Origin of the sequence: uncultured Algibacter sp., assembly GCF_947487575.1 — a bacterium.
Classification (GTDB): Bacteria; Bacteroidota; Bacteroidia; order Flavobacteriales; family Flavobacteriaceae; genus Algibacter_B.
In genome coordinates this window covers 66,885-90,180 of sequence record NZ_CANKXG010000005.1, presented here as the reverse complement: position 1 = coordinate 90,180, position 23,296 = coordinate 66,885, and the positions used below count along the sequence as shown (strand labels likewise).

20 protein-coding genes are annotated in these 23,296 nt (G+C 33.1%); 10 read left to right on the top strand and 10 right to left on the bottom strand.

Features of this window, described 5'->3' with window-relative positions:
* The first annotated feature begins 117 nt into the window (after window positions 1-117).
* Both Q0870_RS06630 and Q0870_RS06625 read left to right on the top strand, forming a co-directional pair.
* The gene (locus Q0870_RS06630) at window positions 118-1,296 is read left to right on the top strand and encodes an acetyl-CoA C-acyltransferase (RefSeq protein WP_298553561.1); all 1,179 of its coding nucleotides are present in this window, start codon (window positions 118-120) and stop codon (window positions 1,294-1,296) included.
* A gap of 8 nt (window positions 1,297-1,304) precedes the next feature.
* Window positions 1,305-2,054, top strand: a complete 750-nt coding sequence (locus Q0870_RS06625) for a C40 family peptidase (protein WP_298553558.1) — start codon at window positions 1,305-1,307, stop codon at window positions 2,052-2,054.
* A 58-nt stretch (window positions 2,055-2,112) separates the two neighbouring features.
* Here the strand turns inward: Q0870_RS06625 and Q0870_RS06620 are convergent, their stop codons facing one another.
* Entirely contained in the window at window positions 2,113-3,366 is a 1,254-nt protein-coding gene (locus Q0870_RS06620; protein ID WP_298553555.1) for a tetratricopeptide repeat protein, read from the bottom strand.
* Window positions 3,367-3,383: 17 nt separating this feature from the next.
* A complete protein-coding gene (gene gyrA / locus Q0870_RS06615; RefSeq protein WP_298553552.1) occupies window positions 3,384-5,957 on the bottom strand; it encodes a DNA gyrase subunit A in 2,574 nt (857 codons plus the stop codon).
* 261 nt (window positions 5,958-6,218) lie between these two features.
* Here gyrA and Q0870_RS06610 point away from each other — a divergent pair, with 261 nt between their 5' ends.
* From Q0870_RS06610 to Q0870_RS06595, 4 genes are all read left to right on the top strand, one after another.
* Complete coding sequence (locus Q0870_RS06610) at window positions 6,219-8,765, top strand: ATP-dependent Clp protease ATP-binding subunit (protein ID WP_298553549.1); 2,547 nt, start codon at window positions 6,219-6,221, stop codon at window positions 8,763-8,765.
* Between the two features lie 119 nt (window positions 8,766-8,884).
* Window positions 8,885-9,445 carry an RNA polymerase sigma factor gene (locus Q0870_RS06605; RefSeq protein WP_298553547.1) on the top strand — a complete coding sequence of 187 codons (561 nt, stop codon included), beginning with the start codon at window positions 8,885-8,887 and terminating at the stop codon, window positions 9,443-9,445.
* Window positions 9,446-9,455: 10 nt separating this feature from the next.
* Complete coding sequence (locus tag Q0870_RS06600) at window positions 9,456-9,998, top strand: hypothetical protein (RefSeq protein ID WP_298553545.1); 543 nt, start codon at window positions 9,456-9,458, stop codon at window positions 9,996-9,998.
* Between the two features lie 10 nt (window positions 9,999-10,008).
* The gene (locus Q0870_RS06595; protein WP_298553543.1) at window positions 10,009-10,734 is read left to right on the top strand and encodes a head GIN domain-containing protein; all 726 of its coding nucleotides are present in this window, start codon (window positions 10,009-10,011) and stop codon (window positions 10,732-10,734) included.
* An 87-nt stretch (window positions 10,735-10,821) separates the two neighbouring features.
* Here Q0870_RS06595 and Q0870_RS06590 read toward each other — a convergent pair whose 3' ends face one another.
* From Q0870_RS06590 to Q0870_RS06580, 3 genes are all read right to left on the bottom strand, one after another.
* Entirely contained in the window at window positions 10,822-11,655 is an 834-nt protein-coding gene (locus Q0870_RS06590; protein ID WP_298553542.1) for a hypothetical protein, read from the bottom strand.
* A 122-nt stretch (window positions 11,656-11,777) separates the two neighbouring features.
* Window positions 11,778-13,166: an MFS transporter gene (locus tag Q0870_RS06585; RefSeq protein WP_298553541.1), complete on the bottom strand. Its 1,389-nt coding sequence runs from the start codon at window positions 13,164-13,166 to the stop codon at window positions 11,778-11,780.
* A 69-nt stretch (window positions 13,167-13,235) separates the two neighbouring features.
* The gene (locus Q0870_RS06580; RefSeq protein ID WP_298553540.1) at window positions 13,236-14,054 is read right to left on the bottom strand and encodes a M48 family metallopeptidase; all 819 of its coding nucleotides are present in this window, start codon (window positions 14,052-14,054) and stop codon (window positions 13,236-13,238) included.
* 173 nt (window positions 14,055-14,227) lie between these two features.
* Between Q0870_RS06580 and msrB the strand changes: the two genes are divergently transcribed.
* On the top strand, window positions 14,228-14,710 hold the full coding sequence (msrB, locus tag Q0870_RS06575) for a peptide-methionine (R)-S-oxide reductase MsrB (protein WP_298553538.1): 483 nt from the start codon (window positions 14,228-14,230) through the stop codon (window positions 14,708-14,710).
* A 15-nt stretch (window positions 14,711-14,725) separates the two neighbouring features.
* Window positions 14,726-15,277, top strand: coding sequence for a DUF1572 family protein (locus Q0870_RS06570; RefSeq protein WP_298553536.1), 552 nt, complete (start codon window positions 14,726-14,728; stop codon window positions 15,275-15,277).
* 257 nt (window positions 15,278-15,534) lie between these two features.
* Here the strand turns inward: Q0870_RS06570 and Q0870_RS06565 are convergent, their stop codons facing one another.
* On the bottom strand, window positions 15,535-16,818 hold the full coding sequence (locus Q0870_RS06565) for an NAD(P)/FAD-dependent oxidoreductase (RefSeq protein WP_298553535.1): 1,284 nt from the start codon (window positions 16,816-16,818) through the stop codon (window positions 15,535-15,537).
* Window positions 16,819-17,005: 187 nt separating this feature from the next.
* Here Q0870_RS06565 and lpdA point away from each other — a divergent pair, with 187 nt between their 5' ends.
* Window positions 17,006-18,382 carry a dihydrolipoyl dehydrogenase gene (gene lpdA / locus Q0870_RS06560; protein WP_298553534.1) on the top strand — a complete coding sequence of 459 codons (1,377 nt, stop codon included), beginning with the start codon at window positions 17,006-17,008 and terminating at the stop codon, window positions 18,380-18,382.
* 121 nt (window positions 18,383-18,503) lie between these two features.
* Here the strand turns inward: lpdA and aroQ are convergent, their stop codons facing one another.
* The 3 genes from aroQ to Q0870_RS06545 all read right to left on the bottom strand — a co-directional run bounded on the left by aroQ (window position 18,504) and on the right by Q0870_RS06545 (window position 20,130).
* Window positions 18,504-18,917: a type II 3-dehydroquinate dehydratase gene (gene aroQ / locus Q0870_RS06555; protein ID WP_298553533.1), complete on the bottom strand. Its 414-nt coding sequence runs from the start codon at window positions 18,915-18,917 to the stop codon at window positions 18,504-18,506.
* A gap of 74 nt (window positions 18,918-18,991) precedes the next feature.
* The gene (locus Q0870_RS06550) at window positions 18,992-19,552 is read right to left on the bottom strand and encodes an outer membrane beta-barrel protein (RefSeq protein WP_298553532.1); all 561 of its coding nucleotides are present in this window, start codon (window positions 19,550-19,552) and stop codon (window positions 18,992-18,994) included.
* Between the two features lie 86 nt (window positions 19,553-19,638).
* The gene (locus tag Q0870_RS06545) at window positions 19,639-20,130 is read right to left on the bottom strand and encodes a hypothetical protein (RefSeq protein ID WP_298553531.1); all 492 of its coding nucleotides are present in this window, start codon (window positions 20,128-20,130) and stop codon (window positions 19,639-19,641) included.
* A gap of 221 nt (window positions 20,131-20,351) precedes the next feature.
* On the opposite strand from Q0870_RS06545, the gene Q0870_RS06540 reads away from it, so the two are divergent.
* On the top strand, window positions 20,352-21,248 hold the full coding sequence (locus tag Q0870_RS06540) for a site-specific tyrosine recombinase (protein WP_298553973.1): 897 nt from the start codon (window positions 20,352-20,354) through the stop codon (window positions 21,246-21,248).
* Window positions 21,249-21,686: 438 nt separating this feature from the next.
* Here Q0870_RS06540 and rny read toward each other — a convergent pair whose 3' ends face one another.
* Window positions 21,687-23,261 carry a ribonuclease Y gene (gene rny / locus Q0870_RS06535; RefSeq protein WP_298553530.1) on the bottom strand — a complete coding sequence of 525 codons (1,575 nt, stop codon included), beginning with the start codon at window positions 23,259-23,261 and terminating at the stop codon, window positions 21,687-21,689.
* Between the last annotated feature and the right edge of the window lie 35 nt (window positions 23,262-23,296).

The following is a 23,296-nucleotide window of genomic DNA, read 5'->3' as shown; positions in this document are numbered from 1 at the left end:
TAGAAATCAAATGTAATAAATTTATAAGCTTTCTCCATTTTTTATAATAATCTAATCTTATAAATTTCTACTAAAAAATCGTTATTTTCGCATAGACTAAATTAAAACATTAGATTGATGAATAAAGAAGTCGTTATTGTTTCTGCAGCACGGACTCCAATAGGAAGTTTTTTGGGTGCTTTATCTAGCGTTCCTGCCCCTAAGTTAGGTGCTATTGCTATAAAAGGTACATTAGATAAAATAAACTTAAGCCCAGCGTTAGTTGAAGAAGTTTTAATGGGTAATGTGGTTCAAGCTGGTACAGGACAAGCTCCAGCAAGGCAAGCTGCTATTTACGCTGGTATTCCAAATTCCGTGCCTTGTACAACCATAAATAAGGTTTGCGCATCTGGAATGAAAACCGTTATGCAAGCAGCACAATCTATTGCTTTAGGTGACGCTAATGTTATTGTAGCTGGTGGCATGGAAAACATGAGTCTTATTCCTCATTACCTACACGCAAGAAGTTCAACTAAATTTGGTCCAGCCACATTAATTGATGGTATGCAAAAAGACGGTTTAGTTGATGCTTACAATGAAAATGCTATGGGTGTATGCGCAGATGCCTGTGCTTCTAAATATGAATTCTCTAGAGAAGATCAAGATGCCTATGCCATAAAGTCTTATCAAAGATCTGCTGCTGCCTGGGAAGCTGGAAAATTCAATAATGAAGTTATTCCTGTTGAAGTTCCTCAGCGTCGAGGAGAGCCTATAACTGTTAATAAAGATGAAGAATATACTAATGTTAGGATGGATAAAATACCCCAATTACGTCCTGCATTTTCTAAAGACGGAACCGTAACTGCAGCAAATGCATCAACTATAAATGATGGTGCTGGGGCTATGATTCTTATGAGTAAAGAGAAAGCAGATGAGTTAGGTTTAAAACCGATTGCAACAATAAAAAGTTATGCTGATGCTGCTCATGAACCAGAATGGTTTACAACAGCTCCTGCAAAAGCCCTTCCTAAGGCTCTTGATAAAGCTGGAATTACAATTAACGATGTTGATTTTTTTGAATTTAATGAAGCTTTTGCTGTTGTTGGTTTGGCAAATATGAAAATTTTAGGACTAACAGATAAAAACGTAAACGTAAATGGAGGCGCTGTTTCTTTAGGGCATCCACTTGGATGTTCTGGTGTTAGAATTCTAATTACATTATTAAATGTACTAGAACAAAATAATGCTAAAATTGGTGCCGCTGCAATTTGTAATGGAGGTGGTGGTGCTTCGGCAATGATTATTGAACGAAACTAAAAGTATTAATGCAATACGGTATTTGTAATTTAAGCATTGTTCCGCTTCGAAATGAACCAGCAGACACTAGTGAATTGGTTTCACAAGTTATTTACGGTGACTTTTTTAAAATTTTAGAGCAACGAAAACAGTGGAGTAAAATAAGGTTAGCTTTTGATAAATATGAAGGCTGGGTGGATAACAAACAATATAAAAATATCTCTGAAGACCAATATAAATTACTCAATAAAGAAACACCAAAATTATCTACAGATTTAGTTGAGTTTATTGAAGATAAAAACAAACAGTTATTCCCAATTACTATTGGCTCTAGTTTAAATGGACTTTCCATTTTAAATCATAAATATGATGGAAATATTATAAATAAAAAATTAGAAAAAGCGAATATCATTTCAACCTCATTTACTTTTCTAAACACTCCATATTTATGGGGAGGAAAAACACCTTTTGGAATTGACTGTTCTGGCTTTACTCAAATGGTTTACAAACTTAATGGTTACAAATTATTACGCGATGCGTCGCAACAAGCTACACAAGGTGAAGCACTAAGTTTTATTGAAGAAAGTGAACCTGGAGATTTAGCATTTTTTGATAATAACGAGGGCACCATAATTCATGTTGGTATTATCATGAAAGACAATTATATAATACATGCCCACGGCAAGGTAAGAATTGACCGCTTAGATCATTCTGGAATTTATAATGTTGAAAAAAACATGCATACACACAAACTACGTGTCATTAAAAAAATCGTATAAAAAATGCCGCTAATTAAATTTAGCGGCATTTTTTATATATTTAATGGTTCAAGGTTTCTTACTGACCACCACCCATAGCGTCAATTTTAGCTTCAATATCTTTTGCTTTACCCGATTCACCTAGAGCTAGATAAATATTTTTTAATTGCGTTAAAATATCAGAATTAGCATCTGGGTTTTTACTCATAAAATCAATTAAAACATCCGCGCCATTTTGAAATAAATTATTTTTTTCAACTTTCAAAGTTTCATATTTGGCATCATCAGCTTTACTCATTCCTAAATTACCCATATCTTCAATAACTACATTACCTTTCTCAATATAAAGATTTGAAAGATTTAATGCTGCATCAGAATACGCAGGGTCAATACTCAGTACTTTTTCAAAAGACTTTTTAGCAGACTCTACATCTCCTTTTTTCATATTAACTACGCCAACATTATAGTGCAAAATTGCATTCTCAGGATCTTTAACAAGCGCTTCTTCTATTAACTCTTTGAACTTGGTTTCATCTTTTAATTGTAAATAAATATTAGCTTCATTAACAATTAAATCAACATTTTCAGGGTTTTCAGCTCTAGCATCTTTAATTGCCGTAAGTGCTTTTTCATTATCTCCATTAGATATATAAATTAGAGCTACATTTTTAACAATCTCAGGTTTTTTAGAATCACTAAAACGCTCTCCGGGATTAATATGACTTCCCCCTTTAACGAATATATCACGTGTTCCTTTATCCAAAACCACTTCTTTACCAGACTCTTTATCGGTAGCAAAATATTCTTTTACAATTCCAGTATAGCCTAACTCTTTAAGCTCTTCATAAATACCCAAAGCTCTATCATATTCTTTTACGTTTATAGCCGTAGCAGCAGCATAATAAAGATAAACAGTATCTTTTTGAGAAACTCTATATGCCTTTTCAAAATAATTCGAAGCTTTTGAATAATCTTTCTTTTCATAAGCAGAGTTCCCATTTGTTAACAATCCATTTGCCATGTTTTGCTTTAAAATAGCAGTTTCAGATTCGTAAGCTCCATTTACATTTCCTAAGCTTTCGAGAGCTAAATCAATATCTGCAATAGACCCTTTTCCATTAGCGTATAAAGCTTGCCCTTTTAAATAATAAAATTTTGCTTTAGATTTTTCATCCATAACAGAAAGCAATCCTTCTGCTTGAGTAATAGCTACTTTAGCCTCTGCAAAATTGTTGTTTTTAATAGCTTTCTCGACAGTTTTCAATTCTTTCTTCTGTGCAAATGAAAATGCACTTATTGAAACAGCTAAAGCTATGATTAATTGTTTTTTCATTGTAATTAATATTAAGTTTAAGATTCAGTGTTATTATCGTTTATATCATTATCAAGAGTTGTGCCATCTTCTGAAACATCAGTGTTATCAATACCTTCCGCAGCTTCAGAAACTATTACATTGCCATCATCATCCAATTCTACTTCATCTTCATCATGCATTACTTTTGCAACGGCCGCTATAGAGTCATTCCCTTTAAGGTTAATTAATTTAACCCCTTGAGTTGCGCGTCCCATAACTCTTAAATCTTTTACAGCCATTCTAATCGCTATTCCAGATTTATTGATAATCATTAAATCATCATCATCGGTAACATTCTTTATCGATACTAAATTCCCCGTTTTTTCTGTAATAGAAATAGTTTTAACACCTTTTCCACCTCGATTGGTAATACGATAGTCTTCTAAACTAGAACGTTTGCCATAACCGTTCTCAGACACAACAAGGACATTACTTTCCATATCATCAACAGCAATCATACCAATTACTTCATCCGTTTTTTCATCTTGAAGACGAATACCTCTTACTCCTGATGCTCCACGTCCCATTGGTCTTGTTTTAGCTTCTTCAAAACGAATAGCTTTACCAGATTTTAATGCTAACATGACTTGACTTTCGCCAGTTGTAAGTTTAGCTTCTAATAAAACATCATCATCCTTAATTGTTATAGCATTAATACCATTTGTTCTTGGACGAGAATATTGCTCTAATGATGTTTTCTTAACCTGACCTTTTTTAGTAGCCATGATTACATAATGATTGTTAATATATTCTTCATCTTTTAAATCTTGAGTACAAATGAAAGCCATTACTTTATCGTCTTGCTCAATATTTATAAGATTTTGAATTGCTCTACCTTTTGATGTTTTACTACCTTCTGGAATTTCGTAAACACGCATCCAGAAACATTTTCCTTTTTGCGTAAAGAATAACATATATTGATGGTTTGTTCCCACAAATAAATGTTCTAAGAAGTCTTCATTACGAGTAGTTGATGCTTTTTGGCCAACACCTCCTCTATTCTGTGTTTTGTACTCTGTTAAAGATGTACGTTTAATATACCCTGCATGAGAAATTGTGATAACCACTTTTTCGTTAGGAATCATATCTTCTATACTCAAGTCTCCACCTGCATATTCAATTACTGAACGACGCTCATCTCCATATTTATCTCTAACAACTTCTAACTCACCTTTTATAATATCCATTCGACGTTCTTTCTTGTCTAAGATATCTTTTAAATCGATGATGGTTTTCATAATTTCCTCGTACTCTGACCTTAGCTTATCCTGCTCTAAACCAGTAAGCTGGCGCAGTCTCATCTCAACTATTGCTTTAGCTTGAATTTCAGAGAGTTTAAAACGTTCAATTAAGTTGTTTCTAGCTTCATCTGCGTTTGAAGATGCTCTAATAATCTTTATAACTTCATCAATATTATCAGAAGCAATGATTAGACCTTCTAATATATGTGCTCTTTCTTCCGCTTTCCGTAATTCGTAAGTCGTTCGTCTTACAACAACCTCATGTCTATGCTCTACGAAATAATGAATTAATTCTTTTAAGTTTAATAACTGTGGACGACCATTAACCAATGCGATGTTATTCACACTAAATGAGGATTGTAACGCAGTATACTTAAATAGTTTATTTAATACGATATTAGGAATTGCATCACGTTTTAATACGTAAACTATACGCATTCCGTTTCTGTCAGATTCATCACGAATAAGAGAAATACCCTCTAGTTTTTTATCGTTAACCAAGTCAGCAGTTTTCTTAATCATATCTGCCTTATTCACTTGGTAAGGGATTTCATCTACGATGATGCATTCGCGCCCGTTTACCTCTTCAATATTGGTTTTGGCTCGCATAACTATGCGCCCTCTACCTGTATGAAAAGCATCTTTTACACCATCATAACCATAAATAGTACCTCCTGTTGGAAAATCAGGTGCTTTTACATGCTGTATAAGCTCATCAATTTCAATATCATTATTTTCAATATATGCTATTGTTCCATTAACAACCTCGGTTAAATTGTGAGGCGGCATATTTGTAGCCATACCTACTGCAATACCCGAAGCTCCATTTACTAAAAGCCCAGGAATACGCGTTGGTAAAACTGTTGGTTCTTCTAAAGTATCATCGAAATTTAATTTATGATCTACAGTTTCCTTATCAATATCTGCCAACATGTCTTCAGAAATCTTACGCATACGCGCTTCTGTGTAACGCATTGCAGCAGGACTATCACCATCAATAGATCCAAAGTTACCTTGCCCATCTACAAGCATGTATCGTAAACTCCATTCTTGAGCCATACGAACCATAGCATCATAAACCGAGGTGTCACCATGTGGATGATACTTACCTAAAACCTCTCCAACTATTCTTGCGGACTTTTTATGTGCTGAACTTGCTCTAACACCTAATTCATGCATACCATAAAGCACACGTCTATGAACTGGTTTTAAACCATCTCTTACATCTGGTAAAGCACGTGACACAATGACTGACATTGAATAATCAATGTAAGCCGATTTCATCTCATCTTCAATATTAATAGGGATTAATTTTTCTCCTTCTGCCATAAATAATTTAATTTAGTTTTATGTAATTTTCCAAACATGCTAATATAAGAATTCCGACAATCACAGTAAGACTATCAGGCTTGCTTTTTAATGTTATTTATTAACAATTTTAACGACTTATTTGGTTAATAAGTATAGAAGCAAATATTTTGATTTTATAAAGATTTTTTCGTCAATTAGCACGATGCTAACATTTTTAGGTATGGTTTTTGACTTTAGTTAAAATGTTTTACTATTTTTAATGCAGAAAGGACACGATTTATGGATGATAATTTTTCCCCAAGAGTAAAAGATGTTATTGCTTACAGCAAAGAAGAAGCATTGCGTTTAGGTCATGATTTTATAGGTACAGAACACTTAATGCTTGGTCTTTTGCGTGACGGAAACGGAAAGGCAATAAATATACTTAACGCTTTAGATATAGACTTAAATCACCTAAGAAGAAAAGTTGAAATACTAAGCCCTGCTAACCCAGATATTACTGTAGCTTCAAATCAAAAAAAGAACTTACATCTTACAAGGCAAGCAGAACGTGCTTTAAAAACAACTTTCTTAGAAGCAAAGTTATTTCAAAGCACTTCAATTAATACAGCACATTTGTTGCTTTGTATTTTGAGAAATGAAAACGACCCCACTACTAAGCTTTTAAATAAGCTAAAAGTTGACTATGACAATGTTAAAGAACAATTTAAACTTATGATTACAAACGATAACGATTATATAGAACCAAAGTCTGAATTCCAGGATGATGACAACATACCTGAAGAAGAATCTAACAAGGACAATATTTTCAACAACCCTGCCGGAAAGACTAATAAAAAATCTAAAACGCCCGTTTTAGATAATTTTGGACGCGATTTAACAGCTCAAGCCGAAGAAGGTAAACTTGACCCTGTTGTTGGCAGAGAAAAGGAAATTCAGCGCGTTTCTCAGGTTTTAAGCAGAAGAAAGAAAAACAATCCGCTTTTAATTGGCGAACCTGGCGTTGGTAAATCTGCCATCGCTGAAGGTTTAGCTCTTAGAATTGTAAAACGAAAAGTGTCACGTATTTTATTTAATAAACGAGTGGTAACTTTAGATTTAGCAAGTTTAGTTGCCGGTACTAAATACCGTGGTCAATTTGAAGAACGTATGAAAGCCGTAATGAACGAGCTTGAAAAGAATGATGATGTTATTTTATTCATTGACGAAATACACACCATTGTTGGTGCTGGTGGCGCCACTGGTAGTTTAGATGCTTCAAACATGTTTAAGCCAGCCCTAGCAAGAGGTGAAATACAATGTATTGGCGCTACAACTTTAGATGAATACCGTCAGTATATTGAGAAAGATGGCGCTTTAGAGCGTCGTTTCCAAAAGGTTATTGTTGAACCAACTACAGTTGAAGAGACTATTGAAATCCTGAATAACATAAAAGGTAAATACGAAGAACACCATAATGTTGATTATACACAAGGTGCTATTGAGGCGTGCGTAAAATTAACAAATAGATACATGACTGAGCGCTTTTTGCCAGACAAAGCCATTGATGCTTTAGATGAAGCTGGCTCTCGTGTTCACATAACAAATATTGATGTTCCCAAACAAATTATTGAACTTGAAAAGCAATTAGAAGATATCAAGGAATTGAAAAATGCCGTTGTTAGAAAACAGAAGTATGAAGAAGCTGCTAAGCTTAGAGATGACGAAAAGCGTATTGAAAAAGATTTAGTAATTGCTCAAGAAAAATGGGAAGAAGACACCAAACAACATCGCGAAGTTGTTACCGAAGACAACGTAGCCGATGTAGTTTCAATGATGACTGGCGTTCCTGTTAATAGAATTGCTCAGACCGAAATAAATAAACTAGCCGAACTACCAGAACTTATAAAAGGAAAAGTGATTGGTCAAGATGAGGCCGTTGCAAAAGTGGTCAAAGCTATTCAGCGTAACCGAGCTGGACTTAAAGACCCAAACAAACCCATTGGTTCATTTATATTTTTAGGCCAAACTGGTGTTGGTAAAACACAGTTAGCCAAAGTATTATCTCGAGAGTTATTTGACAGTGAAGATTCTTTAGTTAGAATTGACATGAGTGAATACATGGAAAAATTCGCTATTTCGAGATTAATTGGAGCACCTCCAGGATATGTTGGATACGAAGAAGGCGGACAATTAACTGAGAAAGTAAGACGTAAACCTTATGCAGTTATTCTTTTAGATGAAATTGAAAAAGCGCATCCTGATGTATTTAATATGCTATTACAAGTTTTAGACGATGGCTACTTAACTGATAGCTTAGGCAGAAAGATTGATTTCAGAAATACAATTATTATCATGACTTCTAATATTGGTGCTCGTAAACTAAAAGATTTTGGTACAGGCATTGGTTTTGGTACTTCTTCTCAAAAAGCACAAGAAGATGCAAATGCTAGAAGCGTTATTGAAAATGCACTAAAAAAATCGTTTGCCCCTGAGTTTTTAAATAGAATTGATGATGTTGTTGTCTTTAATGCTTTGGAAAAAGAAGACATCAACAAAATTATTGATATTGAATTAGAAAAACTTTTAACAAGAATTACAGGTTTAGGTTACAACCTTACGCTTACCGATAGCGCTAAAGATTATATTGCCGAAAAAGGTTTCGACAAGCAATATGGCGCTCGTCCATTAAAAAGAGCAATTCAGAAATATGTTGAAGACGCTTTAGCCGAAGAGATTGTAGCATCACATCTTCAAGAAGGAGACAATATCAAAATAGACTTAGATAAGAAAACTGATGAATTAAGTATTAGCATAGAAAAAGCCGAAAAGCCTACTGAGTCTTAATTTAAAAACGTCATAAATACATTTAAAATCCTACTTTATTGAATAAAGTAGGATTTTTTTATTGCAAAACTGTAACAAACAAAAACTTTAAGTATCTATACTATAACAATTCATTTTTTGTGACACTAACCAACCAAAATACCGAACAACTTGTTGCGCTTTGTAAAACTGGAAACCAGTCTGCACAATTGGAGATTTATAACAGGTATTACAAAGTAATGTATAATACTTCATTAAGAATTGTAAAAAACAATTTTGAAGCTGAAGACATTATGCAAGATTCTTTTTTAAAGGCATTTACAAAACTAGAAAGCCTTAAAAACGCATCTACTTTCGGGCCTTGGTTAAAACGAATTGTTATTAATAACAGTATTTATCATTATAAGAAAACCATTAAAAACAATGAAGTTCCTATTGATGACATATTATACAAAGTTGAAAATGAAGCAGACGGGATTAGTAGTGATTACGAGTTTAAAAGCATAAAAGCGCAACAAGTTTTAAATTCTATGAAAACATTAAAAGATAATTATAGAATAGCATTAACATTAAACCTTATAGAAGGTTATGATTACGAGGAGATTAGTAAGATTATGAATCTCACTAATGCAAATTGCAGAACCACAATTTCTAGAGCTAAAGAAAGTTTAAGACAAAAATTACAAGTAGGCACAGCTTAATAAAATTATCATGAGTAAAAACACACTAGACGATTTATTTAAAAATCTTGAAAATGATTTTGATACAGACCGTCCTGACATAGGTCATAAGGAACGTTTTGCACAAAAATTAAACATACAAAAATCAATTTCAAGTAACAGAAAAAACAGCTTCTGGAAACCATTTATCGGCATTGCAGCATCAATAGTATTAATAGTTTCTCTTTTTATTTTCACATCTAAAAAAGATAATACCATTGACCTTGCAAGTATCTCTCCAGAAATGGCAAAAACAGAAACTCTATTCATGGCTTCACTAACTAGAGAGTTAGAAAACCTAAATAGCGAAGACATGCCAGAGTACCAAGAACTAATTGTAGATGCTTTATTTCAGCTTCAAATTTTAGAAGAAGATTACAATCAGTTAATTCTGGGACTAAAAGAACAACCAAATGATGAATTGATTCTTGATGCTATGATTCTCAATTTCCAAAGTAGAATTAATGTATTACAAGACACAAAAGATCAGATTAAAAACCTTAAAAAAACTAATAATCAAATATCAATCATTTAAACTTAAAATCATGAAAAAATCAATTACACTTACAGTTCTATCGCTAATGTTAGCATCCATTACTTACGCTCAATCTTGGGGAAAGAAAAAGATTAAAGGCAACGGAAACGTAGTTACCGAAACTAGAACAACTAGCGATTATAAGGGCATTAAATGCGCGGGTTCCATGGACTTTATTCTTGTAAAAGGAGATGAAGGAAATATAACTTTAGAAGGAGACTCTAATCTTTTAGAATATATAATTACTGAAGTTAAAGGAGACCATTTAATAGTTAAAACCCAGAAAGGTGTAAATATGAGTTATAAAAATAACACTATTAAAATTACTATTCCTTTTGAAAGTGTTAACACCGTTTCTCTTGCTGGCTCTGGAGATTTATATAGTAGAGACACTATCGAAACTGAGAAATTAAGTGTTTCATTAGCAGGTTCTGGAGATTTAAAGCTTGATGTAAAAACCAATTTTATTAAAGGCGCTATAGCAGGTTCTGGAGATTTAACTTTAGATGGTTATACCGATAAATTAGAAGTCAAAGTTGCGGGTTCTGGAGACTTTCACGGATTTGGTTTGCAAGCAAATAAAACAGATGTTTCCGTAGCTGGATCAGGAGATGCTCAAGTAGTAAGCAACAATTCTTTAACAGCTAGAGTTGCAGGTTCTGGAGATATAACATACAAAGGAAACCCTAAAAAAGATACTAAAGTTGCAGGGTCTGGGTCTATTAATCAACGATAGATTTATAAAAATTCAATCAAAAACCAACAGTAAAAGAAAGAGGCTGCTTTAAAAAGCAGCCTCTTTCTTTTTTGATATTTATCTGAATTAGTCAAAAAACTCGTCGTCTAAAGAATAATCAAAAGTTCCATCTTTACATTCAAAGGGACCAATTTCTTCACTTGTAGTTGTACTAACCCTAACAAACGGAAATTCAAAAGTTCCTTTTATAACTCTTGTTGTTATATTAAATTCAGTAATGGTAATTGTTCCTCCTTCTCTTTCATATGCTTGAGGATATTCACTACCTGTTTCATATATTATATTAAAAAACGGGGTAGGATTACCATCCGTATCTGTATTATCAGTATTCAAATTGTAAGTTCCTACCTCCCAAAATTTTTCTGGTATGTATAAGTTTATTTCTTTTGAATCATCTAATGCAACAAAACTATTATAATCACTATTTCCTTGAAGCTTTATATAGTTGGTATCATCTCCAAAAAAGGTAACAATCTTTGTAGCAGATTTAAAAATACTATAACCATTAGGCTTTAAATCATTGAACTGCTCTCCTATTATAGTAGCAGTCATAAATGCATGACCATCAGCAGGGTTCCCAGGATTGGTCTCCGTCCCACAATCTAAAGCGTCTATAAGCAATTGAAAAACGTCACCTTCATCTCCACAAACAGCTACTTGATCCTCTAAAGCTTTTTTATATGCACTACATAAATCCGTGTAATTTGAATCCGTTGCAGACACCGAAAGAAATGCTGTTCCAGCTTCCGCTGTAATTCGCAAGGCTTCTTCACAAGTACTAGGAAGCGTGTCATTGGTTTCCTCTGGAATATCACCTTCATAAGGCTCTATATTACAAGATGAAACAATAAATAAAAAAAGAATGCTTAAAACCTTGGCAACAGATTTATTATAATTCATAAAAAGTAAAAAAATAATTGACAACAAACGTAATAATTATTTTTTTCACTATTCCTAAGAATCGATATAAAAAAAGGAATATACGTTAAAATGATACCGTTTGCAGATATCAATCTTTATTTCTATTTCTTAGGTACTCTAAATAACAAAATAATTCCGGCTAAAAAGAAAACAAACAAGAACAGGATTCCGTTTCTCATACTTCCTGTTATTTGATCTATAAAAGCAAAAATAACCATCCCGATAACTATACCTATTTTTTCAGCTACATCATAAAAGCTAAAGTACGAGGTAGTATCTTCTGTTTCAGGCAAAAATTTTGAGTATGTAGAACGCGCTAAAGACTGCACCCCTCCCATCACCATACCAACAAAACCAGCTGCTATATAAAATTGCATGGGAGTTTTCATCATATATGCATAGAAGCATAATGCCATCCAGATAAAATTAACAGCTATTAAGGTTTTTATATTTCCAAACTTTGAAGATGCTTTTGATGTTAAAAATGCGCCCAAAATAGCTACTAATTGAATTACCAAAACACTAACTATTAGTCCCATGGTTTTTTCACTTTCGCCTCCCCAAGAAATCTCTTCTTCACCAAAATACACTGCAACTAACATAATCGTTTGTACTGCCATACTAAACACAAAAAACGCATATAAATATCGCTTAAGCCTAAGGTTTTGTTTTAATTGTTTCCATACTTGTTGCAATTCTTTTAATCCATTAAAAATAACGGCTTTTGTTACTTTATGTCCTGAAGATACGCCTTTGGGTAAATAATAAAATGAGTATTGACTAAATAACGCCCACCAAACACCTACAGTTATAAACGCTATTTTCATGGCTTCAAAAGAAGCCTTGTCTTTTGCCGTCTTTAAAGCTTCATTAATTTCAGATTCTGAGCCACTTTCCAATATGGTATTTGATATACTAATATCAAACCCAAACCAGTGTGGAAACATAACCATTAATAAATTTAAAACAAGTAAAAGTACACTTCCCAAATAACCCATTGAGAATCCTTTGGCACTAATACTATCTTGTTGTTCAGGAAAAGCAATATCTGGTAAATAAGAGTTATAAAACACTAAACTTCCCCAATACCCTATTAAACCCATAAAATAGAATAGTAAACTTAAATGTATTTTATCTGGAGTAATATCAAACCAGTACAAACCTATACATCCTGCACTACCTACATAACAGAAAAATTTTAAAAAATTCTTTTTATTTCCTACATAATCAGCAATACCTGAAAGTATGGGCGATGTAAATGCTACGACTAAAAAAGTAAAAGCCGTAACAAAAGTGATTAAAGCAGTACTTTTAAATTCTATACCAAAAGCAAAAACAGTTTTAACTTGTGAGGTCGTTTTAAGAAATAAAGCCGAATAAAAAATGGGAAATATCGATGACGCTATAGTAAGTGTATACACTGAGTTTGCCCAATCATAAAAAGCCCAAGCATTAAGAAGTTTTTTATTTCCTTTTTCTAATACCGCCATAATAAAAAAGCTGCCCTTTTATGAACAGCTTCTAAAGTAAACAAATATTTTTATTTATAGTATCAATTACTATTGCTTAAATGTAGTAACACCAAACTTTTTAGCTTCAGCTTTGGCCTTAGGTGCCCATTTAGTAAGGTTTGCAATTCTTGTGTCGTTTGATGGATGCGTACTCATAAACTCAGGCGGTGCCTGTCCTCCACTATTTGCTTTCATACGTTTCCATAACTCTGCCGCTTCAGTAGGATTATAACCAGCAATAGCCATTAAATAAATTCCTATTTGATCGGACTCTGTTTCATGTCCTCGGCTAAATGGTAACATTACACCCAATTGAGATCCTATACCATAATATTGATTAAACGCATTTCTAGATTTCTCATCTTTAATAGCAATATTACCTGCTACTGCTCCAAATTGTTGTAACATACCCGCACTCATACGTTGCTGCCCATGATTTGCTAATGCGTGAGCAACCTCATGCCCCATAATAGCCGCAACTCCAGCCTCACTTTTTGCTATTGGTAAAATACCAGTATAAAATACAATTTTACCTCCAGGCATACACCAAGCATTAACAGTTGGATCATCAACCAAATTATACTCCCATTTATAATCATTTAAATAGCTATGATTTCCATTTGCATTTAACCAACGTTCTGCTGCAACAGCAATGCGTTGCCCTACTCTTGTTATCATTTCGGCATCTTTCGTACCCGTAACAACTTTATTTTCGTTTAAAAATTGACTATATTGAGCAAACGCAGTTGGGAACAACTGAGAGTTTGGCACCAATGCCATAGTTTTCTTTCCTGTAAAAGGATTCGTAGCACATGCAACAACAATTGCGGCCATGGCTATTAAATAAAATGTATGTTTAGTTTTCATAGTATAATAGTTTAATTTATAAGTATTAAAAATACATAAAAAATGCATCTTTATACCTAATTAGACACTTAAATTATTTATTTGTCACATCTTGTACAAGTTACAAATTACACCTCTTTTAATTTGTAATGTTATAGTAAAAATACCGACTTAAAACTTATAAATTTTTTGATATGAACAAACTTTTAATAGCCTTTACGTTAGTTTTATTTTTTAATTGCAACTCTGCGGCTCAAAAAAAATCCAAAAAGGAGACTAAAAGGTATCAAGTAACAAAAACTGAAGCTGAATGGAAAGCACAGTTAACAACTAAAGCATTTTATGTTTTAAGACAAGCAGGAACTGAACGTCCGTTTACAAGTCCTCTAAATAAAAATCATGAAGATGGTATTTATGTTTGTAGTGGTTGTAATACGCCTTTATTTAAAAGCGACCATAAATTTGATTCTGGTACTGGTTGGCCAAGTTTTGATAGAGAAATAAAGGGTAATGTTGATTTTTCTACTGATTATGATTTAGGTTATGCTAGAACTGAAGAACATTGCGCTACTTGTGGCGGACATCTAGGTCATGTTTTTAATGATGGTCCAAAAGCAACCACTGAAAAACGTCATTGCATAAATGGGGTATCTTTAAAATTTATTCCAAATAAATAATAGTAGTTTTGCTAAATGGAAAGTTATTTATCTAGCACAATCAAACAATTTGAATACTATAAAAGCTTAGGCGATAAGACTTTTAACCAACTTAGTTTTGATGAGCTACTCTGGCAGAGCAATGAAGACTTAAACAGTATTTCCATACTTGTTAAACATATGGTAGGCAATATGCTAAGCAGATGGACTAACTTTTTAACTGAAGATGGCGAAAAAGAATGGCGAAATAGAGACGAGGAATTTGTTAGTGACTTTAACTCTAAGGAAGAAATAATTGCTGCTTGGGAAAGTGGGTGGTTTTGTTTGTTCCATGCAATAAGACCATTAAAATTAGACGATTTAGAACGCACTATTTATATTAGAAACGGAGGACACACTGTTACCGAGGCTATAAATAGACAATTAGCACATTACTCATACCATGTTGGGCAAATTGTATTTTTGGGGACACTTTTAAAAGGAAAAGACTGGGAATCACTATCTATTCCTAAAGGGAATTCTGCGGAGTTTAATAAGGATAAATTTAGCCAAGAGAAAGGTAAACGTCATTTTACTGATGACCTGTGAAATAAGTTACAGTTAGCAGTATGTTTCGTTATAATAATAAACTTTACGTGTAAGAACAAAGTTCTTGATGGTTTTTATTTTACTAACCTACTAGCAGTCAGGGACGCTAAGTAAAACTATTAATTTGCAAATATGCACCGCGAGAAGGATTGAGACATTTGTTAAAGCTCTTTTTGTGTTGTTGCACCTATGCAACACAAAAAAGCGACTGCTGAAAGCCTGTTTGCTTTTTTTAGCAACTCGCCCAAATAAAAAAATTACTTTTTTAACTTCTTTTTAAACGGACGAATAATTAAACGTGCTTCTCTATCGAACCGCACATAATTGTAAACCCAATTTACAAACACTACCATACGATTTCTGAACCCTATTAGGAAAAATAAGTGTACAAACATCCAAACATACCAGGCAAAAATGCCTTGAAACTTAAAGTTTTTTAAATCTACTACGGCCTTGTTTCTGCCAATTGTTGCCATAGCGCCTTTATCTTTATAGCTAAAGGGTGTCATGGGTTTTGCTTCAATTAGTTTTAAAATATTATCGCCTAATTGGTCGCCTTGTTGAATGGCTGGTTGTGCCATCATTGGAAAACCTTGTGGAAACTCATCGTTTACTAAACATGCTATATCTCCAATAGCAAATACATGTTTAAACCCTTTTACTTGATTAAACTCGTTTACTAATATTCTATTACCATGTGTTATAAATGCATTGGCATCTAAACCTTTTATAGTAGCTCCTTTTACGCCGGCTGCCCAGACTAGGGTTGCAGTTTCAAAAGTTAAATCGGTATTTGTTGTAACTGTTTTACCATCGTAATTGGTTACTCGAACGTTTTTCCAAACATTAACACCTAATTTTTCTAAAAAATCCTCTGCTTTTTTAGAAGCTTTAGCACTCATCCCTTTCAAAATACAATCGCTAGATTGTATGATATGAATTTGTGCTAAGCGGGTATCTAAATCTGGGTAATCTTTTGGGAGGATGCCTTTTTTTATTTCTGCTAAAGCTCCAGCAAGCTCTACTCCTGTTGGTCCGCCGCCTACAATAACAAAATTCATTAATGCATTGCGCTCATTTAAATCTGAGGTTAATAAGGCGTCTTCAAAATTTTCAAGTATTAAGCTTCTTAAATTTAAAGACTGTGGTATGGTTTTCATTGCCATACCATGCTTTTCTACTTCTGTATTTCCGAAAAAATTGGTTGTAGAGCCTGTAGCAACAACTAAATAATCAAATTTTAAATTTCCAATATTTGTTTTTATTTTATTCTTATTGGTACTTATTTCCTCTACATTAGCTAATCTAAAATAAAAGTTTGGAAAGTCTTTTAAAATTTTCCTTATTGGGTATGCAATAGAATCGGGTTCTAATCCTCCAGTAGAAACTTGATATAATAAAGGCTGAAAGGTGTGATAATTATTTTTGTCTAAAAGTACCACTTGCACTTCTTGCTTTGATAATTTTTTTGCTAGTGCAACTCCAGCAAAACCCCCACCAATAATTACAATTCGAGGAAAACTCGTCCTAGGTATGTTCATAAATAAAAACTTGCATCGCAAAGGTAGCAATACCATTTTAAATATGATTAAAAACTCGCCTTCTAAGCAATTAAATATTCAACAAAAAAAGTGATATTTTAGAACATTACATTTTTTTCGATTTATAAGGCTCTTAATTCTTTTTTATAAATCGATTTTGTAAATTCGCGTTCTAAACTTTTAACAAATGAGTAAATACGATATTATTGTTCTTGGGAGCGGTCCTGGTGGTTATGTAACAGCTATTAGAGCATCACAATTAGGTTTTAAAACTGCTATTGTTGAAAAAGAAAACCTTGGGGGTGTATGCTTAAATTGGGGTTGTATTCCAACAAAAGCATTATTAAAATCTGCCCAAGTTTTTGAGTATCTCAAACATGCCGAAGATTATGGTTTAAAAGTAAAAGATGCAGATCATGATTTTGATGCTGTTGTTAAACGTAGTCGTGGTGTTGCAGATGGCATGAGCAAAGGTGTTCAGTTTTTAATGAAAAAAAATAAGATTGACGTTATAGAAGGTTACGGGAAAATTAAACCAGGTAAAAAGGTTGAGGTTGACGGTACTGAATATAGCGCTGATAATATTATTATTGCTACAGGAGCTCGTTCTCGTGAACTCCCTAGTTTGCCACAAGATGGTAAAAAAGTTATTGGTTATAGACAAGCCATGACTTTAAAAAAACAACCAAAGAAAATGATTGTAGTTGGCTCTGGAGCTATTGGAGTTGAATTTGCTTATTTCTACAACTCTATGGGAACCGAGGTAACTATTGTTGAATATTTACCAAAAATTGTTCCTGTTGAAGATGATGATGTTTCAAAACAATTAGAGCGTTCTTTTAAGAAGTCTGGAATTAATATTATGACTTCTGCAGAAGTAACCTCTGTTGACACTTCTGGCAAAGGTGTTAAAGCCACAGTAAAAACCAGTAAAGGCGAAGAAGTTCTTGAAGCTGATATTATTTTAAGTGCCGTTGGTATAAAATCTAATATTGAAAATATTGGGTTAGAAGATGTTGGTATTGTGGTTGATAGAGACAAAATTATTGTAAACGATTTTTATCAAACAAATTTACCTGGGTATTATGCTATTGGTGATGTTACTCCTGGCCAGGCTTTAGCTCATGTCGCTTCCGCGGAAGGCATTTTATGTGTTGAGAAGTTAGCAGGACAACATGTTGAAGCTATTGATTATGGAAACATACCTGGTTGCACATATTGCTCTCCTGAAATTGCATCGGTTGGTTTAACTGAAAAACAAGCAAAAGATAAAGGCTTAGATATTAAAGTTGGAAAATTCCCATTCTCTGCTTCTGGTAAAGCTAGTGCAGGTGGTAATAAAGAAGGTTTTGTAAAAGTTATTTTTGATGCCAAATATGGCGAATGGTTAGGTTGCCACATGATTGGTGCTGGTGTAACAGATATGATTGCAGAAGCTGTTTTAGGAAGAAAACTTGAAACTACTGGGCATGAAGTATTAAAAGCTATACACCCCCATCCAACAATGAGTGAAGCGGTTATGGAAGCTGTAGCTGATGCTTATGATGAGGTGATACACTTATAAGACTTTCTTAAATAATTAGATTTCTTAGATAAAAAAAGTTCCAGTTATACTGGAACTTTTTTTATAATCTAAAATTTGCTAAAGCAAATTTCTAACATATCTAACTTTCTAAAAATCTAATTCAAAAACTCTGAATAGCCAGCTCATAACTCTGTAATCCAAAACCAAGAATAACACCTTTTGCATTTGGTGAGATAAATGACTGATGTCTAAACTCTTCCCTATTAAATGTATTAGAAATATGAACCTCTACAACTGGAGTTTCAATAGCTTTTATAGCATCGCCAATTCCAACAGAGGTATGCGTGTAAGCCGCTGCGTTTAAAATTACACCATCATAACTAAAACCAACCTCATGTAATTTATCTATCAACTCCCCTTCTATATTAGATTGAAAATAATCAATTGAAACTTTTGGGTATTTTCCTTTTACTTCCTCTAAAAACTCAGTAAAGGATAAACTCCCATATATATTTGGTTCTCTTTTCCCTAATAAGTTCAAGTTAGGTCCGTTAATTATAATTAGCTTTTTCATAAAGTAAATATATTAAAAATTGGGCATAAAAAAACCGAAGCCTTTACTTCGGTTTGATAATTTATCTTTTAATTTTAAAATTTAAACCCTAGCCCAATTTGAAGGAAACTAAACTTAGTCGTAATTCCTTCGGAACTTATACTATTTCCAAATTCATCAAATATTACCGCTCCATCTTCTAACCTATCTGTTAAACCTAAAGCATACTTAAAAGAAAGAAAAATGTTAGTATTAATATCATAACTTAACCCAACCGCAATTGCAAGTCCAAGAGCTTTAACACCTGGCGATTCTTCTAGAATAAAATCCAATTGGGGCCCAAAATTCAAACTTACCTCTTCAGATATATAATACCTCCCTAAAACTGGTATAACAAGTGAACCCCCAGACTCGCCATTTTGTATAGAGTTCACATATTGTATTTCTGGCTGAACATGAAACTTATCAGACGTTTCAAAATCTGCAAATAGACCTACATAAAAGCCTGAAACACTATCCGAACCAGAAGCACCATTAAAGGTTGCAGTAGCAATTAAAGAGTTATAACCTGCTGTAGCACCGAACTCAGTTGATTGAGCGCTTAAAGTCACTATTCCAAAAAATAGAGTAGCAATAAAAACTGTAACTTTTTTCATTATAAATTTAGTTTGATTTAAAAAAAATAAAAATTGTGCATAAAAAAAGGGAAGCAACTGCTTCCCTTTTTTTATTTATTAAATAATTATAGTCTATATCCAGCTCCAATAAAGAAACCATTAAGCTTTGAAGTAAAACCAGCTCCATCAGGTGCAAAATCAGCTAATCCTAAGCTGTATCTAGCTTCAAGAAAAAGTGCTTCACTTATATCATAAGCAACTCCCGCTTCTATGCCATAATTAAAAGATTTTCCTCCTCCAGAATTTGTAAGAAAACCTAACGCAGGTCCTGCTAATAAATTAAACTCATCAGAAAGATTAAATTTTGCCATTACTGGAACATGAACAAGACCTCCCCCAGTAGCCGCTACATAAATAACTTCTGGCTGTAAAGTAAATGAATCAAGTTCAATTTCAGCAAAACCTCCAAAATACACATTAGTAGATGAAACAGAGAAGCCAGCAACAGTCTGTGACATTATATCTATACCTGCTTTTACACCAAATTGAGTGTCTTGTGCGTTTACACTTGTTAATCCAAATACTGCAATTGCAGCTAATAATAATACTTTTTTCATAATTAAAATGTTTTTAGTTTGATTAGAACAAATTAAAGATATTTTTTTGTAAAAGACTACATATAATTCAATGTTATTAACATTTTTACCAACATATTTATATAAACAACTAATAATCAATTAGTTATTTTTAATTTTATTAACAATTTATAATGAATATACGTATAAATACGTATATAATTAAAACCAATTATTCTTGTTATTTGGTTATTTTTACAACTATGAATTGGCAAAATGCTTTAAAAGACTATCAGTTATATTTAAAAATAGAACGTGGTTTATCAAAAAATTCTATTGATAATTATGCGCTTGATGTAAAAAAACTCGCTGATTTTATTGAAACTAATGACATAAAAAGTTCTCCTATTCATATAACCTCAGAGATTATTCAACAATTTATATATGAAATTGCCAAAACCGTAAATGCAAGGTCTCAATCTCGATTAATATCTGGCTTGCGCAGTTTTTTTAATTATTTAGTATTTGAGGATTATAGAAAAGACAACCCACTAGAACTTATAGAATCGCCTAAAATAGGAAGAAAGCTTCCAGACACGCTTTCCGAAGAAGAAATAGACCTTATTATTAAAGCCATTGACTTAAGCAAACCAGAGGGTGAACGTAATAGAGCCATGCTTGAAACATTATATGGTTGCGGATTGCGAGTAAGCGAGCTTATTAATCTAAAAATATCAGACTTATTTTTTGATGAAGGCTTTATAAAAGTAACTGGTAAAGGTGATAAACAACGTTTTGTTCCTATTATTGATATTACTCAAAAGTATATTAATATTTACAGAAATGAAATTCGTATTCATTTAAACATCCAGCCTGGACATGAAGATACTTTGTTTTTAAATAGACGCGGCAAACAATTAACCCGCGCTATGATTTTCACCATAATAAAACAACTTGCAGTAAAAATAGATTTAAAAAAGAGTATATCTCCGCATACGTTTAGACATTCGTTTGCCACTCATCTACTAGAAAACAATGCCGATTTACGTTCCATACAGCTTATGTTAGGACACGAAAGCATTACCACTACTGAAATTTACGTGCATCTTGATAAAAGCCATTTAGCGAAAGTTGTAGAGCAATATCATCCGAGGAAATAGTTATCGGTTGTTAGTTGTTAGTTGTTAGTTGTTAGTTGTTAGTTGTTAGTTGTTAGTTGTTAGTTGTTAGTTGTTAGTTGTTAGTGAAAATTAATCAATGTTGTCCGATAAAAATAATGTAATCAGTGAAAAACCTCTTAGAATAAACCGTAGCACCGTTTCTGTTAGATTTTAGACTATGCTTTTAAGAATACATCCTTTTTTTAATTATTATGAAAAGCTAAAAAAAGAGTTTAATTATTCGCAAATAGTTACAATCAAGTCTTTATTATTTGTTCTTTAAGTGCAGTGGTCTTGAGTCCTTATATCGTACACCAATGAACATTAGTAATAAAAAAAAAGATCTCAGATTAAATTTTAACCTGAGATTTTAAGAATTATAATATTTTATTATAATGCGCTCTAATAACTAAAGCCTATTAACTAGCAACCAAAAAACTACTTAGCAATATTAACCGCTCTAGTTTCTCTAATTACAGTTACTTTAACTTGCCCAGGATAAGTCATATCCGTTTGTATTTTTTGAGAAATGCTAAATGATAAATCTGCTGCTACATCATCATTTACTTTTTCACTTTCAACAATAACACGTAGTTCTCTACCTGCTTGGATAGCATACGCTTTTTTAACACCATTAAACCCAAAGGCAATATCTTCTAAGTCTTTTAAACGTTGTATGTAACTGTCTAGAACTTGACGTCTTGCACCTGGTCTTGCTCCAGAAATAGCATCACATACTTGAATAATAGGAGCCAATAATGATTTCATTTCTACTTCATCATGGTGCGCTCCAATAGCATTACAAACATCTGCCTTTTCACCAAACTTCTCTGCCCATTGCATACCTAAAATGGCGTGTGGTGTTTCCATATCTGCTTCAGCATCTGGCACTTTTCCGATATCATGTAATAATCCTGCTCTTTTAGCCAGTTTTGGGTTTAAACCTAACTCTGCTGCCATAACGCCACAAAGTTTTGCTACCTCTCTTGAGTGTTGTAATAAGTTTTGTCCATAAGAAGAACGGTATTTCATTCTACCTACCATTTTAATTAACTCAGGGTTTAAATTATGAATTCCTAAATCAATAACAGTACGTTTACCAACTTCTATAATTTCTTGTTCAATTTGTTTCTGAGTCTTCTTAACGATTTCCTCAATTCTAGCAGGGTGAATTCTACCATCTGTAACCAACTTATGTAATGATAAACGCGCTACTTCTCTACGCACAGAATCAAAACATGATAATATAATCGCTTCTGGTGTATCATCAACAATTATTTCAACACCTGTTGCAGCTTCAATGGCTCTAATATTTCGTCCTTCACGACCAATAATACGTCCTTTAACATCATCAGACTCTATATTAAATACAGACACACAATTATCTACTGCTTCCTCTGTTCCAATACGCTGTATGGTATTTATTATTATCTTTTTAGCATCTTGTTCGGCAGTTAATTTAGCCTCTTCTAAAGCACTCTGAATGTATGCCATAGCATCGTTCTTTGCTTCTCCTTTTAAAGACTCCACTAGTTGCTCTTTAGCTTCTTCAGCCGAAAGACTAGAAATAACTTCTAGTTGTTGTACTTGTCTTTTATGCAATTTATCAACCTCTTCTTGCTTCTTTTCTAAAACATCTAACCTGTGATCGTAGTTTTTAGATTTACTTTCTAAACTTTCATTTAGTTTTTTACCTTTAGCTAATTCACTTGAGATCTGAGATTCTTTATCACGCGTACGCTTTTCAGACTCAGCCATTTTCTTATCACGAGATAAAATAACCTTTTCGTGCTCCGACTTTAGTTCAATAAACTTTTCTTTAGCCTGAAGGATTTTATCTTTTTTAAGCGTTTCTCCTTCGCTTTTTGCTTCTTTTAATATTAAAGCGGCATCCTTTTTAGCTTCTTTAACAAGTTTTGAAGCGTTGTTTTTCTCTAGTGTTTTTGCTATTATAAAGCCAATTATGACTCCTAGCGCAACACCTCCTACTGCAAATATAATTGAGTTGTCCATCGTTTGTTTTAGTTGATTTGTGTGTAAAAATCCAG

Excerpts from the sequence above, each read along its gene's own strand:
- Q0870_RS06630 (WP_298553561.1), top strand. The coding sequence starts at position 118 with ATGAATAAAGAAGTCGTTATTGTTTCTGCAGCACGGACTCCAATAGGA.
- Q0870_RS06625 (WP_298553558.1), top strand. The coding sequence starts at position 1,305 with ATGCAATACGGTATTTGTAATTTAAGCATTGTTCCGCTTCGAAATGAA.
- Q0870_RS06620 (WP_298553555.1), bottom strand. The coding sequence starts at position 3,366 with ATGAAAAAACAATTAATCATAGCTTTAGCTGTTTCAATAAGTGCATTT.
- gyrA (WP_298553552.1), bottom strand. The coding sequence starts at position 5,957 with ATGGCAGAAGGAGAAAAATTAATCCCTATTAATATTGAAGATGAGATG.
- Q0870_RS06610 (WP_298553549.1), top strand. The coding sequence starts at position 6,219 with ATGGATGATAATTTTTCCCCAAGAGTAAAAGATGTTATTGCTTACAGC.
- Q0870_RS06600 (WP_298553545.1), top strand. The coding sequence starts at position 9,456 with ATGAGTAAAAACACACTAGACGATTTATTTAAAAATCTTGAAAATGAT.
- Q0870_RS06595 (WP_298553543.1), top strand. The coding sequence starts at position 10,009 with ATGAAAAAATCAATTACACTTACAGTTCTATCGCTAATGTTAGCATCC.
- Q0870_RS06590 (WP_298553542.1), bottom strand. The coding sequence starts at position 11,655 with ATGAATTATAATAAATCTGTTGCCAAGGTTTTAAGCATTCTTTTTTTA.
- Q0870_RS06585 (WP_298553541.1), bottom strand. The coding sequence starts at position 13,166 with ATGGCGGTATTAGAAAAAGGAAATAAAAAACTTCTTAATGCTTGGGCT.
- Q0870_RS06580 (WP_298553540.1), bottom strand. The coding sequence starts at position 14,054 with ATGAAAACTAAACATACATTTTATTTAATAGCCATGGCCGCAATTGTT.
- msrB (WP_298553538.1), top strand. The coding sequence starts at position 14,228 with ATGAACAAACTTTTAATAGCCTTTACGTTAGTTTTATTTTTTAATTGC.
- Q0870_RS06570 (WP_298553536.1), top strand. The coding sequence starts at position 14,726 with ATGGAAAGTTATTTATCTAGCACAATCAAACAATTTGAATACTATAAA.
- Q0870_RS06565 (WP_298553535.1), bottom strand. The coding sequence starts at position 16,818 with ATGAACATACCTAGGACGAGTTTTCCTCGAATTGTAATTATTGGTGGG.
- lpdA (WP_298553534.1), top strand. The coding sequence starts at position 17,006 with ATGAGTAAATACGATATTATTGTTCTTGGGAGCGGTCCTGGTGGTTAT.
- aroQ (WP_298553533.1), bottom strand. The coding sequence starts at position 18,917 with ATGAAAAAGCTAATTATAATTAACGGACCTAACTTGAACTTATTAGGG.
- Q0870_RS06550 (WP_298553532.1), bottom strand. The coding sequence starts at position 19,552 with ATGAAAAAAGTTACAGTTTTTATTGCTACTCTATTTTTTGGAATAGTG.
- Q0870_RS06545 (WP_298553531.1), bottom strand. The coding sequence starts at position 20,130 with ATGAAAAAAGTATTATTATTAGCTGCAATTGCAGTATTTGGATTAACA.
- Q0870_RS06540 (WP_298553973.1), top strand. The coding sequence starts at position 20,352 with ATGAATTGGCAAAATGCTTTAAAAGACTATCAGTTATATTTAAAAATA.
- rny (WP_298553530.1), bottom strand. The coding sequence starts at position 23,261 with ATGGACAACTCAATTATATTTGCAGTAGGAGGTGTTGCGCTAGGAGTC.